This is a genomic window from Kribbella sp. NPDC006257, from assembly GCF_040613535.1.
GTDB lineage: Bacteria > Actinomycetota > Actinomycetes > Propionibacteriales > Kribbellaceae > Kribbella.
In genome coordinates this window covers 54696-68150 of sequence record NZ_JBEXSJ010000022.1, presented here as the reverse complement: position 1 = coordinate 68150, position 13455 = coordinate 54696, and the positions used below count along the sequence as shown (strand labels likewise).

The 13455-nt window shown below is 68.8% G+C and carries 13 protein-coding genes and 1 tRNA gene; 5 read left to right on the top strand and 9 right to left on the bottom strand.

What is annotated here, in order from left to right; genetic code table 11:
• The first annotated feature begins 30 nt into the window (after positions 1-30).
• The 3 genes from ABZ004_RS25280 to ABZ004_RS25270 are packed head-to-tail and all read left to right on the top strand — an operon-like array spanning position 31 to position 2470.
• Positions 31-1197, top strand: a complete 1167-nt coding sequence (locus tag ABZ004_RS25280; RefSeq protein ID WP_355683361.1) for an FAD-dependent oxidoreductase — start codon at positions 31-33, stop codon at positions 1195-1197.
• Positions 1194-2036 (top strand): NAD(P)H-binding protein, encoded by an 843-nt coding sequence (locus tag ABZ004_RS25275; protein WP_355683360.1) that lies wholly within the window; start codon positions 1194-1196, stop codon positions 2034-2036. Before ABZ004_RS25280 ends, ABZ004_RS25275 begins: the two co-directional genes overlap by 4 nt.
• Positions 2037-2038: 2 nt before the next feature.
• On the top strand, positions 2039-2470 hold the full coding sequence (locus tag ABZ004_RS25270) for a nuclear transport factor 2 family protein (RefSeq protein ID WP_355683359.1): 432 nt from the start codon (positions 2039-2041) through the stop codon (positions 2468-2470).
• A gap of 657 nt (positions 2471-3127) precedes the next feature.
• Here the strand turns inward: ABZ004_RS25270 and ABZ004_RS25265 are convergent.
• The 8 genes from ABZ004_RS25265 to ABZ004_RS25230 all read right to left on the bottom strand — a co-directional run bounded on the left by ABZ004_RS25265 (position 3128) and on the right by ABZ004_RS25230 (position 9114).
• A tRNA-Ala gene (locus tag ABZ004_RS25265) sits at positions 3128-3200 on the bottom strand.
• Between the two features lie 180 nt (positions 3201-3380).
• Positions 3381-4280: a hypothetical protein gene (locus tag ABZ004_RS25260; RefSeq protein WP_355683357.1), complete on the bottom strand. Its 900-nt coding sequence runs from the start codon at positions 4278-4280 to the stop codon at positions 3381-3383.
• A 98-nt stretch (positions 4281-4378) separates the two neighbouring features.
• Positions 4379-4990 (bottom strand): GNAT family protein, encoded by a 612-nt coding sequence (locus tag ABZ004_RS25255; protein WP_355683355.1) that lies wholly within the window; start codon positions 4988-4990, stop codon positions 4379-4381.
• The gene (locus ABZ004_RS25250; RefSeq protein ID WP_355683354.1) at positions 4990-5478 is read right to left on the bottom strand and encodes a molybdenum cofactor synthesis domain-containing protein; all 489 of its coding nucleotides are present in this window, start codon (positions 5476-5478) and stop codon (positions 4990-4992) included. Before ABZ004_RS25250 ends, ABZ004_RS25255 begins: the two co-directional genes overlap by 1 nt.
• Entirely contained in the window at positions 5475-6035 is a 561-nt protein-coding gene (gene moaC, locus ABZ004_RS25245; RefSeq protein WP_355683352.1) for a cyclic pyranopterin monophosphate synthase MoaC, read from the bottom strand. The genes ABZ004_RS25250 and moaC overlap by 4 nt, the downstream gene beginning before the upstream one ends.
• The gene (gene glp, locus ABZ004_RS25240) at positions 6032-7258 is read right to left on the bottom strand and encodes a gephyrin-like molybdotransferase Glp (protein WP_355683350.1); all 1227 of its coding nucleotides are present in this window, start codon (positions 7256-7258) and stop codon (positions 6032-6034) included. Before glp ends, moaC begins: the two co-directional genes overlap by 4 nt.
• Before the next feature lie 10 nt (positions 7259-7268).
• On the bottom strand, positions 7269-7733 hold the full coding sequence (locus tag ABZ004_RS25235) for a GNAT family N-acetyltransferase (protein ID WP_355683348.1): 465 nt from the start codon (positions 7731-7733) through the stop codon (positions 7269-7271).
• Positions 7726-9114: a UTP--glucose-1-phosphate uridylyltransferase gene (locus ABZ004_RS25230; protein WP_355683347.1), complete on the bottom strand. Its 1389-nt coding sequence runs from the start codon at positions 9112-9114 to the stop codon at positions 7726-7728. Before ABZ004_RS25230 ends, ABZ004_RS25235 begins: the two co-directional genes overlap by 8 nt.
• Before the next feature lie 59 nt (positions 9115-9173).
• Here ABZ004_RS25230 and ABZ004_RS25225 point away from each other — a divergent pair, with 59 nt between their 5' ends.
• Together ABZ004_RS25225 and ABZ004_RS25220 are read left to right on the top strand one after the other, a co-directional pair.
• Entirely contained in the window at positions 9174-9731 is a 558-nt protein-coding gene (locus ABZ004_RS25225) for a 5-formyltetrahydrofolate cyclo-ligase (RefSeq protein WP_355683345.1), read from the top strand.
• Complete coding sequence (locus ABZ004_RS25220) at positions 9728-10843, top strand: serine hydrolase domain-containing protein (protein ID WP_355683343.1); 1116 nt, start codon at positions 9728-9730, stop codon at positions 10841-10843. Before ABZ004_RS25225 ends, ABZ004_RS25220 begins: the two co-directional genes overlap by 4 nt.
• Here the strand turns inward: ABZ004_RS25220 and ABZ004_RS25215 are convergent.
• Entirely contained in the window at positions 10840-13380 is a 2541-nt protein-coding gene (locus tag ABZ004_RS25215; RefSeq protein WP_355683342.1) for a penicillin acylase family protein, read from the bottom strand. The genes ABZ004_RS25220 and ABZ004_RS25215 overlap by 4 nt on opposite strands.
• Positions 13381-13455: the final 75 nt, after the last annotated feature.

The following is a 13455-nucleotide window of genomic DNA, read 5'->3' as shown; positions in this document are numbered from 1 at the left end:
TGCACTCCGTCAGAACGAATGGACATGGACATGAAGCACCGCATCGTCGTCCTCGGCGCCGGGTACACCGGCATGATGGCCGCCCACGGCATCGCGCGCCGTACGAAGGACACCGACGTCACCCTGGTCAACCCGACCGACGTCTTCACCGAGCGCCTCCGCCAGCACCAGGTCGCTGTCGGCCAGGAACTCGCAGTCCACCGCATCCCCGACCTGGTCAAGCCTGCGGGCGTCGCCTTCGTCCAGGGCCGCGCGGCCCGGATCGACGCCGCCGGCCGTCGCGTGATCCTCGACGACGGCCGCGAACTCATCTACGACTACCTGGTCTATGCGATCGGCAGCACCACCCCACGCGTCGAGCATGCCTTCACCATCGACGACCCGGCGTTCGCGCAGGCCCTGCGCAGCAACGCCGAGGGCGTCCTGGCTGTCTGCGGCGCGGGTCTCACCGGCATCGAAGCAGCCGCCGAGGCCGCCGAGGCGTACCCCGGGCTGCGGGTGCTCCTGCTCAGCCGCGGCGAGCCCGGATCGATGATGGGTCCGAAGGCCCGCGCCTACCTGATGAACACGCTCGACCGGCTCGGCGTCGAGATCCGCACCGGGGTGACGGTCGCCCGGGTCCTCCCGCACGCGGTCGAACTCAGCGGTGGCGAACTGGTCCCTAGCGACGTGACTTTGTGGACGACGGGCGTCGTACAGGACCGTCTCGCCGCCGACGCCGGCCTCGCCGTCGACGACACCGGGCGGGTCGTCGTCGACGCAGTACTGCGCTCGGCCTCGCACCCCGAGGTGTTCGCGATCGGCGACGCGGCGGCGATCCGGCAGGCCTACGGGACCATCCACGGAACCTGTCAGAGCGGCATCCCCACCGGCGCGCACACGGCCGAGTCGATCACCCGGATCCTGCGCGGCAAGGGCCCTCGCCCGTTCCGCTTCGGGTACATCCATCAGCCGGTGTCGTTGGGCCGCAAGGACGCCGTCATCCAGTTCACCAACCCCGACGACACCCCGAGCCGCTGGTATCTCAAGGGCCGGGCCGCGATCGCCTACAAGGAGGCGGTCAGCTCCAGCCCGCTCAAGTTCTACCGGTCGAAGACCGCCGTCCCGTCCGCCTTCACCAAGCGGACCGGTGGACGTCGCAACCGCCTCGTCCCCGCTACTCCACTCACGAACCTGAGCAAAGGAAGTGCACGATGATTCTCCTCACCGGGGCCGGCGGTGTGGTCGGACGCGCAGTGACGCGCTTGCTGCTGCAGGAGGGCAGAGCCGTCACGGCAGTCACCCGTGGTGAGACCCACTTCCCCGACGCTGTCCGAGTCGTTGACGGCGACCTGTTCGGACCGCAGTGGCTCGAACCGGTTCTCGACGGCGTGGAGGCGATCCAGATCAGCCCGCGGGCTACTGGGCCGGGCCTGCCCGAACTGCTGCAACTTGCCAGCAAACAAGGCGTACGCCGTGCGGTGTTGCTGTCGGCCACCACCGTCGCGTACCCGGCCGGAGAGCCTCGTTTCGCAGCCCAGTTCAAAGCCGCCGAAGACCTCGTCAAGGACTCCGGCCTCGACTGGACGATTCTCCGCCTGGCCGACTTCGCCGCCAACGCCCTCGCCTGGGCACCGCAGATCAAAGCCGGTGACGTGGTGCGCGGTGCATACGGCGACGCCACCACCTCGCCGATCCACGAAGCCGACATCGCCGCGGTCGCCGTACAGGCTCTCGTGGACAAGGCTCACGCCGGTACGACGCTGACGCTGACCGGACCGCAGTCGCTCGACCAGCCGGCGAAGGTGCGCATCCTCGGCGCCGCGATCGACCGCCCGCTGTCCTTCCAGGAACTCCCCGCCGAACAGGTCCGCCAAGCCATGCTCGCCCAGGGCCTCCCCGAAGAGGTCCCCGCCCGCCTCCTAGGCTCCCTGGCCGACTACGCCGCCCACCCCGGCCCCACCACCACAACCGTGGCAGACCTCCTGAACCGTCCCGCCCTCACCTTCGCCGACTGGGCCCGCGACAACGCCGCCGCTTTCGGAAAGGCAAGCTGACCATGCCCACACCACAAGAAGCCGCAATCACCGCGCAGCTCGACAAGCTGATCCACGCCCTCCACACCAAGGACCTCGACCATCTCGCCCAGCTCTACACCCCCGACGTCGTCTCCTTCGACATCGACCCTCCCCTCCAACACGTCGGCCGCCCCGCCAAACTGAAGAACTGGGAGAGGGTCTTCGCGGTCTTCCAGGACCTCACCTACGAACTCCGCGACCTGAAAATCACCGCCGCCGACGACCTAGCCTTCGCCCACGCCTTCGGCCGCCTCAGCGGCACCCTCAAGAACGGCCCAACAACCCCCGGCCTCTGGGTCCGAGCCACCTTCTGCTTCCGCAACACCACCGGCACCTGGCAAATAGCCCACGACCAGATCTCCGTCCCAACCGACATCCCCACCGGCAAGGCCCTCACCAACCTCGAGCCCTAGCCCCAAAGCCGGTTAGTCAAGGCGAGCCGGTTGCTGTCAACCGGTGTGCGTCGGAGTTGGAGTGGGCTGGTGGGGCTTACCTGCCCGGCATCGGCAGCAGGACCCCCAGTCGCACGACACGCAGCCCGGTCCACGGCAACGTCTTGCGCCGAAGAGGTGGCTCACCTCCTCCAGTCGGGGTCAGCCCCCTGCTATAGCGGGGGGCTAAGCATCAGACGAGGAGCGAACCCCCTTCCGTTGACAGGTCCGCCTTACCGGCCTTGGGGTTGTCCTCTCAAACTGTGGGTTGCGAGCGTGCATACCGGGTGCCAACCCACAGTTTGAGGGGACAACCCCTGAAACTGTGGTTGCCTGCGTGCTGGGCTGACGGGTGCCGGGGCGGTAGAAGGCGTGGCGGCGCCCGGGGCTAGCCGCGACGCCGGAGCGGCGTGCCGCGACGCAGGGAGCGGCGTGCGCGAGGCATACGCGGGTGCTGGATGCGAGGGGTGCGGGGGTGCGGGGGTGCGGGGGTGCGGGGGTGCGGGGGTGCGGGAGGCGAGGGGTACGGGGGTGCGGGTGGCGGAGCCCCCGCACGCGGCAAGCGAAGCGCAGCCGCACAACACGACGAAGGCGACCCGGTCCGCGCTTTCAGCGGACACAAGTCGCCCATCGACTTCGTGGAGCTTAGGGGATTCGAACCCCTGACCTCTTCGTTGCGAACGAAGCGCGCTACCAACTGCGCCAAAGCCCCGAGCGGTCGCGGTGGTGCGTTGCGACCGCGAAACTTTAACACGGCGAGGCTTGGGATCTGAAACTGGGGGAAGCAAGCGAGCCGACTGCCCAGGTGGGCGGTCGGCTCGCTGAAGGTTGGGGGTTGGGGCGGCGCTCAGCTGGCTAGCTGGGGCGCTCGGCTCCCCCGCAGTGGGAGGGGTTAGTCGCCTACTGCTCGGCGGATTTCTTGTTCTTCTTCGACGGGGGCGGCGGGCTCCGGTACGACGGGGGCCGCTTCGGGTTCGGGGTCGGCGGTGCGGGCTGAGGAGAAGACTTCCGGCTCGGACAGGTTGATCGTGCGAACCGTGGGGGCGGGGGCCTTTTCCTTCATGACGTACGTCGGAAGCGTCACCGGGACCGGGTCCCAGAGGCCTTCCGCGGCCGGTTCGGCGGGAGCGGCCGGTTCCGCGGTGGGCTCGGCGGGGAGCTTCACCTCGACGGTCATCTCGTGGTCGGGAGACGGCATGGGTGCCGTCGCGGGACCGCAGTCGTGGTGGGCTTCCCGGCGGGCACGGCGCTCGGCTGCAAGAGCGGCGCGCTCGCGGTCCTGGCGGCGGAGTTGGACCCGGGTCAGGACGACGAAGGCGACGATCAGGGCGGCGGGGACCGCGACGGTCCACCACAGCAGGATCTCCAGGCCGGCCAGCGCGGTGACGGACAGGAGCGAAAGGGTCAGGATCGACAGCACCCGCCGGCGGCGCATGGCGGCCACCCGGCGGGCTCGGTTCGGTACATAACGCGCCGGCGGCGACGAATCCGTCCCCACCGGCTCCCGATGCGAACCGGCACCGGAGTCACCCGAGCCTGAGAGTTCCGGAGCAGCAGCGCCCGTAGTACCGGCGGCGCCTGCGCCCGAAGTACCAGAACCGGCCGGTCGTACGACGTACTTCGTCTGGGACTGGACGTCGTGGTTGCGCGCCAGGACGCGGGCGTCCGACGACGAGTACTTCGGCGCCGAGCGGCGCTTGCTGACCTCGTCGCCGCGCTTCAGCAGCATCGGGACGAGGTAAGCAGCCCACGCGGCGACGATCGCCACATAGATCAGCCCTGTCGTCCCCATGCGACGACGCTAAGACCAGCGGACGGCGACTTCCGGTACGTGCGCCGGTGTGTCGCAAGAAGACTCGTGTGACTGGTGTGAATAAGCACGCAGTGTGATCACGGCAACCGTGCTACCAGCCCCGGACCGACCTCCTCGGCGTTCAGCGCGAAGATGCGATGGTCGCGCCACTCGCCGTCGATGTGCAGGAACCTCGGCCGTTCGCCTTCGTAGCGGAAGCCGAGTTTCTCCACCACCCGCAGACTCGCCTTGTTCTCCGGGCGGATCGCCACCTCGATCCGGTGCAGGCCGAGCGTGAACCAGCAGTGGTCCGCGGCGAGCGCGACCGCCACCGGGACGATGCCGCGGCCGGCGTACTGCTCGTCGACCCAGTAGCCGAGGTTCGCCCACCGCGCCGATCCGTAGGTGACACCGGAGACCGTCAACTGCCCCACCAGAGGCCACTTCGACCGGGGGCCGGACGCGCCGCCATAGGTGATGACGAACGGCAGCATCCGCCCGTACCGCGCCTGCCGGTTCCAGTCGCGAGCCATCGACCGGAACGTCCGTGCCCCGTCGTCGGCACCCGGCGGCTGAGTCGCATCCCAGGGACGCAACCAATTGAGGTTCCGCTGCCGCGCCGCACTCCACTCCGGCCCGTCACTCGCCCTGAGCGGGCGCAGTCCGACCGGTCCGTGCTGGAGCTCGACCGGCCAATGCACCACGGCCATCAGCTCTCGTCCGTCCGTGGGTGATCGCCGCCCCGGACCTGGTCGACCGCATGGACCAGCACGGGTTCCAGCACGACCAACCCGTCTTTGACTCCACCGCGCGAACCGGGCAGGTTCACGATCACCGTCTTCCCGGCCACCCCCGCGAGCCCGCGCGACAGGGACGCGGTCGGCACACCCTTCGACACCCCATAAGCACGAATCGCCTCGGCGATCCCCGGGATCTCCGTCTCCAAGACGGCAGCGGTCCGCTCGGGCGTCTCATCCGTCGGCGAGATTCCCGTCCCACCGGTGGTCACGACGACGTCGTACTCCGCTGCGACTGCTGCCAGCAACGCCTCGCCGACCGGCGCCCCGTCGGGCACCACCTGCGGCCCGTCGGCAGAGAAGCCCCACGAAACCAGCGCTTCGACGATCAGCGGGCCGGTCGTGTCGGAGTAGACCCCAGCGGCAGCGCGGTTGGACACGCTGATCACGAGCGCTCTCACGGGCGGGCCCAGTGACCGGTCTTGCCGCCCTCTTTGGATTCCACCCGTACGTCGGTGATCACGGCGGCCGGATCGAGCGCCTTCACCATGTCGATCACCGCGAGCCCCGCAACCGTCACGGCGGTCAAGGCCTCCATCTCGACGCCGGTACGGTCGGTGGTCTTCACCGCCGCAACGATCTCCACCGCGTCGTCCGCCACGGTGAGATCCACCTTCACCCCGGTGATCGCGATCGGGTGGCACAAAGGAATCAGCGACGGCGTCTGCTTGGCGCCCATGATCCCGGCGATCCGCGCGACGGCGAGCGCGTCGCCCTTCGGTACGCCGTCACCGCGCAGCGCCGCCACCACTTCGGCACTCACCAGAACCTTGCCCGAGGCAACAGCCCGCCGGGCGCCGGCCTCCTTCGCCGACACATCAACCATCCGCGCGGCCCCGGTCGCGTCGACATGAGTCAACCCACGCCCGGCATCGTCCGCGCCCCCGGAGTCCGCACCATGCCCGGGAGTTCCCGCCAGTCCGGCAGCGTCGGCGGCGCGCCCAGTGTCGTCGGTCATCCGGTCTCCTCGTCCAGCAGCCACAGCTCGGCCTGATCGCCGGCCCGGACGGCGGTGACGTCCTCGGGCACCACGATCAGCGCGTTCGACCGGCTCAACCCGCCGAGCAGGTGTGAGCCGTGCCCGCCGACTGTACTGGCCATCCACCCCTCGTCGCCGGAGGTGGCCGCTGCCCGAACGAACTGGCGCCGCCCCGCGGGCGAGGCGAACCCGTCCAGCACGATCCCCTGCACCGGTGTCCGGCGGTACGGCATCGCGCCCATCATCTTCCGCAGCGCGGGCCGCACGAACACCTCGAACGACACGTACGCCGACACCGGGTTGCCCGGCAGCGTGAAGATCGGCACCTCGTCCTCACCCATCACGCCGAACCCCTGCGGCTTCCCCGGCTGCATCGCGACCTCGGGGAAGTCGATCGTGCCCAGCCGGGTCAGCACCTCCTTGACCACGTCGTAGAGACCCTTGCTCACCCCACCCGAAGTGATCACCAGATCCGCGCGCACCAACTGGTCCGACAGCGTGTCCATGATCTTCTTCGGATCGTCGTCCACGATCCCCACCCGATAGACAACAGCACCCGCATCCCGAGCCGCCGCCGCAAGCGTGTAGCTGTTCGAGTCGTAGATCTGCCCCTCACCAAGCCGCGTCCCAGGCTCACGCAACTCAGCACCGGTCGACACCACAACAACCCGCGGCCGAGGACGAACAGTGACACGAGCACGCCCGACAGCAGCCAGTACTGCGATCTGCCGCGGTCCCAGCACGGTCTCCGAGTCCATCACCTTGTCGCCTGCCTTCAGGTCCTCTCCCGCACGCCGTACGGACGACCCGAGACGCGGCTGCTCGGTGATCCGCACCGAGGCGGCTCCACCATCCGTCCACTCAACCGGTACGACGCTGTCGGCGCCGCGCGGCATCGGAGCGCCGGTCATGATCCGCACGCAAGTCCCGGCAGTCACCACGATCGGTTCGCTCCGCCCGGCGGCGATCTCGCCGACCACGGGCAGGGTGATCGGGTTCTCGGAGGAAGCCCCGGCGAGGTCAGCCGCCTGTACGGCGTACCCGTCCATCGCCGAGTTGTCGAAGCCGGGCAGGCTCACCGGCGAGACCACGTCCTCACACAGCACCAGCCCGAGCGCCTCCATCAGCGGCTGCTCGAACGGCGGCAACGGCTTCACCCTGCCGAGAACAACTTCCAGATGCTCGTCAACGCTGCGTCTCACCCACGGAACTCTATCTTTCCGGGTGCGCGCCCCAGACCATCCGTACGTCGGGGACCTTCTCTTCGTTCGCGGCTCCATCCGTACGGCGTACTTCGACGAAGCCGTGTCGCGCGTAGAACACCTGGGCGCGGAGATTGCTCTGGAACGTCCACAACGCCAGCCCACCCGGCCGAAGGTCCTTCGCCAGATCGACCAGCATCGACCCCACACCCTGCCCAGCAGCATCCGGTACGACGTACAGCTGGTCCAGGTCGTCACCGTCGAGCGTCAGCACCGCCACGATCCGCCCGTCGTCGAGGGCGACCCAGGTCTGAGCGTCCGGCAGCAGGACCTCGGCGAACCAGGTCCGGACCTCCTGGATCGAGTGGATGGCCGGCGGGAGCTGGGCACCTTCGGCGTGCCGGGCAGCCCACCAGACGTCCGCGGCCTCGTCGGTGTCGTACGGCTCCAACGGCCGGATCCAGACATCATCCACTCAGCTGGGTCCCGTCCTCGATCTCCCGCCGCTGTCCGGGTGCCGCCTCGACCTCGACGTCGCCGACCACGACAACCTCCTTGCCGAAGGCAACATCTCCGCGGACCTCGAACCGGTCGGCCCGGACCAGCGACGGCGGCCCGCCGGCGAACCGGGCCTCGAAGTCGGCCAGGATCCGGAAGTACTCCGGGTCCAGATCGACGTACGGTTCGTCGCCCTCGTGGGTCGTGGTCAGATCGCCGGCCTCGTCGAGCTGGTACACGTCGGAGCGCAGTACGAGCAGGTCGTTCGTCGTCTTCACCGGCTTGAACCGGCTCCGGTCCACGATCACGGCCTGCGAACCCTCGAAGGTCTCGATCGCCGTACCCATCCCGGTCTCCAGCTGGATCACCTTCGGCGACGAGGCGTCGGCCGGGTCGACGGTCTTGCGGTTCACGATGATCGGCAGGCCGAGGATGCCGTCGTGGCCGGCCATCAACTCGGCCAGCCGGTCCAGGTCGATCCACAGGTTGTTCGTGTTGAACGTCGTGTGCAGCTTGGTGTTCTGGAACGAGTCGACGTCGTCGGGGTGCACCTGGGCGCTGTCGCGCAGGATCAGCCGGCCGTCGGACTTGCGCACCGCGACGTGGCCGCCCTTGCGGTCCGACCGGGTCCGGCGGCAGACCTCCATCCCGAACGGCACGTCGTGCTCGGCCATCCAGGCAGCGATCCGGCCGTCCGGGGTGGCGCCGAGGTTGTCGGCGTTGGAGATGAAGGCGTGCCGGAAGCCCTGCTCGCGCAGCGCGTCGAGGGTGCCGGAGGCGACCAGCGCGGTGAACAGGTCACCGTGCCCGGGCGGGCACCAGGCCAGCTCCGGGTCCGCGGGCCACTCGGCCGGCGTGAGGTCGTCGGCGAGCAGCTTGGGTTCCATGTTCTGCAGGAAGTCCAGCGGCAACCCGTCCACCGGCAGATCGGCGTACCGGCTGAGGGCGGCGAGCGACTCCTCCTTGGTGCGGAAGGAGTTCATCAGCACCAGCGGCAGCGGTACGTCGTACTCCTTGCGGGTGCTGAGGATCTGCCGCGCGATGATGTCGAGGAAGGTCAGCCCGTCCTTCACCGGCAGCGCCGACTTCGGCCCGGTGACGCCCATCGAGGTTCCGAGGCCGCCGTTGAGCTTGATCACCACCGTCTCGGCGAGTGCCGCGCGCATCGCGTCGGCATCGGTGTCGAGGTGTTCGAGGTGAGGAAGATCACCCACCGGCTCGATCTCGGACTCCCGGATCGTTCCTTGCTGGCCCGATTCGAGCAGCCGGTAGTAGTGCGAGAAGACCTTGATCGCCACCTCGGCCGCACCGGCCGCGCGCATCTTCTCCTGTGCCTGCTGAAGCCCCGCCTCACTCATAGCGAACACCCTAGGGGAAGTCGTGTATCCAAGGGGTTTCGGATCCGTACGATCTGGTTGTGTTTGTTACCAAGACGGCCGCTCGCCATGCGTTGCTTGCCGCCCGGAATGCCAGGCCCGCTGGAAAGGGCTTGCTGGAGTCCGCGCGCGCGAATCTCGGCGCGTACCGGCGGATCGCGCTCTACGTCTCGATGGGCCCCGAACCGCAGACCGGCGCCCTGATCGACTGGCTCCTGGCCGACGGGCGCGAGGTGCTGCTGCCGATCCTGTACGCCGACAACGACCTCGGCTGGGGGATCGCTCCGGGCGCGGCCGACCTGGTGCCCGGCCGGCTCGGTCTCTCGGAGCCACCCGTCGACCTGGGTTCGGCGGCGATCGCGACGGCAGACCTGGTGATCTGCCCGGCACTCGGGGTGGACCGGCACGGCGTACGGCTCGGTCGTGGTGGCGGTTCGTACGACCGCGCGCTCGCCCGCCTCTCCCCCGGTACGCCGGTGTGGGCCGCCGTCTTCGACACGGAAATTCTTGACCAGCTCCCCGCCGACGCCCACGATCAACCGGTGAGCGCGGCTCTCACGCCAACCCGACTCGTTCCCCTGAACGGAGACCTCGGTTGACCAGCTGGCCGGAAGCGGACCGCCTCGACGAGGCGATGACCGGGTACGTCGAACGCAGCGAGGTCGCCGGCTTGATCACGCATCTCAGCCGGCCGGGCGAGACCCGGGTGAACGTGCTCGGCAGCATGGCGTTCGAGGGCGAGCCGTTGCAGCGCGACAGCCTCTTCCGGGTGGCATCGTGGACGAAGCCGATCGCGGCCGCCGCGGCGATGATCCTGGTCGACGAGGGTCGCCTCGCGCTCGACGTACCGGTTGATGACCTGCTGCCCGAAGTGGCGTCACCGCGGGTGCTGGCGCGACCTGATGGACCGGTCGACGAGACGGTGCCTGCGCAACGGCCGATCACCTTGCGGGATCTGCTGACGTTCCGGCTCGGGCTGGGCGAACCGATTGCCGCGCCCGACAGCCTGCCGCTGCAGAAGGCGGAGGCCGACCTCGGCATCCGGACGTTCGGACCCCCGAAGCCGCGGACGACGTTGGAGCCGGATGAATGGATGCGCAGGTTGGGCACGCTGCCGTTGCAGTTCCAGCCTGGCGAGCGGTGGCGGTACGCAACCGGCTCGCACGTGCTCGGCGTACTGATTGCGCGGGCGACCGGTCAGCCGCTGGAGGAGTTTCTCGCCGAGCGGCTGTTCGAACCGCTGGGGATGAAGGACACTTCGTTCACCGCATCGGATGCCGCGCGACTGACCACGTCGTACTCCGGTGACGAGGTGTACGACGATCCGGCGAGCAGCCAATGGCTGTCACCGCCGAGCTTCCCCGACGCCGGTGGCGGACTGGTGTCGACAGCTGACGACTTCGCGGCCTTCGCCCGGATGCTCGCCTCGGGCGGCGACGGGATCGTGTCCCGTGAGTCGGCCGAGCAGATGACGACGGACCAGCTGACTCAGCCGCAACGCCAAGATGCCGCCGCCTTCCTCGGCCAAGAGGCCGGCTGGGGCTTCGGTCTCGCCGTCCTCCCGGACCGCTACGGCTGGGCCGGCGGCCTCGGCACCCTCTGGTACACGCTTCCCGCCGATCAGACCGTCGCCCTGTTCCTGAGCCAACGCACTCTCTGGACCATGAACCCCGACCTGATGCAGACCTTCGACACCGCCCTGACCGGCTAGCCGGCTGGATCCTTCTCCGGCTTGCTGAAGGTCAGGGTGTGTTTGCGGGTCGCCTCGACCGCGCCCTTGGTGAACGCCCAGGGCAGCGTCTCGCCCTTGACCCACAGCTCGGTCTGGTCGGTGTAGTGGGACGAGAACGCGTGCCCCGAGATGCCGGTCAGGTTGATCCACCGGGACTTGTCGAAATCGGACAGGTCCACGACCATCCGCATCGACGGCGTCGCCGTGACGGTGTAGCCCTCGGCCGCGTCCCAGCCGGTCGCGTCGACCGTCGAGGAGCCGCCGCCCAGCAGGTACGGGCCGCGGTTGAACAGCTTCTTGATCGGGCCCGGTGCGCCGGTGCCGAGGGTCTGGTTCGTCAGGGTCAGCTTGTGCAGCTTGCCCCACTGCCAGTTCGCGGGTTCGCGCGCCATCTTCGTGGTGATCTCGGCCCGCGAGTCCACCAGCGCCTCGCGGAGGATGTCGTCGCGGGTCTCCCGCTGCGGCGTCCCCTTCTTGTCCCACCAGCCGTTGTCCGGCTGCACGACGAGCGTGCGCATCACCTCGAACCAGCGTGAGCCGCCGTCCGGCCAGGCCGACTCGGGCAGCTGGTCGTGGAAGGTGAGCGCCAGCAGGTTCTTCCAGACGATGTTGAAGTACGCCGCCGGCGCGGAGTCGGCCGGCTGGGTGAAGTCCCAGCCGCGCAAGGTGTCCTGGCCCTGCTTGTCGAAGTCGTCGTTGATGGCGATCCGGAGCAGGTACGGCACCAGCGTCTCGGCGTTGCGGTTCTTGGTGTCCAGCTGGATCGACGCCATCGAGTTCACGTCCAGCTTGCCGGCCGCGCGGATCCGGTCGAGGATCTGCTGCGAGCGGTAGCCGTAGTCCCAGTCGTCGCTCAGGTAGTACTTGTACGACTTCGGCACCACCGCCTGGTTCGCGGTGACGATGATCCCGTCGTCCGGATCGAACTCGGTCGGCATCGCCTGGAACGGGATGTAGCCGGCCCATTCGTACTTCGGGTCCCAGCCGGGCACCGGCCAGTCACCGGTTCCCGACTTGCGGATCGGCACCCGGCCGGGCGCCTGGTAACCGATGTGGCCCTCGCGGTCGGCGTACACGAGGTTCTGGGACGGGACCTCGAACATGCTCGCGGCGGTCCGGAACGCGGTCCAGCTCTGCGCCCGGTCGATGGCGAAGATCGCGTCCGCGCTGCGGCCCGGGGTCAGCGCCGTCCAGCGCAGCGCGACGGCCAGCGGGACCGGGCTCTTGCCCTTCGCGGCGAGTTCACCGGTCTCCCGCTCGTCGTCGCCGACGTCGGAGATGATCGGGCCGTGCCGGGACTCCCGGACGGTGATCTTCTCCTCCTCGTCCTGGCCGGCCACCTTGAAGGTCTCCACCCGGGTCTTCAGCGGCTCGAGTTTGCCGTTGTAGAGCGCGGACTCGCCGTCCAGCCGTTCGAGGTACAGGTCCATCACATCGGGGTCGAGGTTCGTGAAACCCCAGGAGATCGCGCTGTTGTGGCCGATCACCACACCGGGCAGGCCGGAGAAGCTGAAGCCGGACACGTCGAACGGGCACTGCGGGCTGAACTTGCGGCAGTGCAGCCCGACCTGGGTCCAGATGCCCGGCATCGTCGCGCCCAGGTGCGGGTCGTTGGCCAGCAACGGCTTGCCGGTGGTGGTGTGCTCACCGGAGACCACCCACGAGTTGGAGCCGATCCCGTCGCCGCGGCCGATCAGCTGCGGCAGGCCCTTGGCCACCTTCTCGACGGTGTCCAGCGACTTCAGGAAGCCCTTGCCGAGCATCCCGCGACGGGCTTCGTTCTCCACCGGCGCGCTGGTGAACTTGCCGTCCGCGCCGACCGAGGCGGTGGAGATGATCGGCGCGTTGCGATCGTACGGGTAGGCCGGGTAGAGGCTGTTGATATTGCGCTGCGGGAGCGTCGCCGCGAGCTTGGTCCGGTCGATCTCGTCGGACATGTTGCCGCCGAGGTCCCAGGCCATCGCCTTCAGCCAGGCGAGCGAGTCGGCGGCCGTCCACGGCTCCGGGCGGTAGTCACCGTTGTTGATCGACAGTACGGCGTACTCGAGGCTGAGCCCTGAGCCGGAGTGCTTGTCCAGGTACGCGTTGACGCCGCGCGCGTAGTCGTCCAGGTATTGCCGGGTGGAGGGGCTGAGCAGCCCGAGCTCCTTCTCGGCGACCCGGCGCCAGCCCAGCGTCCGGACGAACTTGTCCGTCTCCAGCGCGTCCTTGCCGACCAGCTCCGCCAGCCGCCCGGCGGTGACGTGGCGGCGGAAGTCCATCTCGTAGAACCGATCCTGAGCGGCCACGTAGCCCTGGGCGGCGAACAGGTCGGCCGGTGTGTCGGCGTAGATCTGCGGGATGCCGTTGTCGTCGCGGACCACCTCCACGTCCGCGTCCAGCCCGGTCAGTTCGACCGACCCGTCGTAGCTCGGGAAGGAGTGGCGGACGATGAAGATGCCGGTACCGGCCACCACAAGCAGCAGTGTGGCAAACCCGATACCGCCGAAGATGAGGACTCGAAGCAGGCGACGCACGGACCCAACCGTAGAGAATGCCGGGGCGCACCCCAAATGCTGCCTCACAAGTTCAGCACCGTGACCGTTCTACGG

Bases quoted from the DNA above. Each gene is read 5' to 3' on its own strand.
- ABZ004_RS25270 (WP_355683359.1), top strand. From the start codon at position 2,039: ATGCCCACACCACAAGAAGCCGCAATCACCGCGCAGCTCGACAAGCTG.
- moaC (WP_355683352.1), bottom strand. From the start codon at position 6,035: ATGACCGACGACACTGGGCGCGCCGCCGACGCTGCCGGACTGGCGGGA.
- ABZ004_RS25275 (WP_355683360.1), top strand. From the start codon at position 1,194: ATGATTCTCCTCACCGGGGCCGGCGGTGTGGTCGGACGCGCAGTGACG.
- ABZ004_RS25255 (WP_355683355.1), bottom strand. From the start codon at position 4,990: ATGGCCGTGGTGCATTGGCCGGTCGAGCTCCAGCACGGACCGGTCGGA.
- ABZ004_RS25230 (WP_355683347.1), bottom strand. From the start codon at position 9,114: ATGAGTGAGGCGGGGCTTCAGCAGGCACAGGAGAAGATGCGCGCGGCC.
- ABZ004_RS25280 (WP_355683361.1), top strand. From the start codon at position 31: ATGAAGCACCGCATCGTCGTCCTCGGCGCCGGGTACACCGGCATGATG.
- ABZ004_RS25260 (WP_355683357.1), bottom strand. From the start codon at position 4,280: ATGGGGACGACAGGGCTGATCTATGTGGCGATCGTCGCCGCGTGGGCT.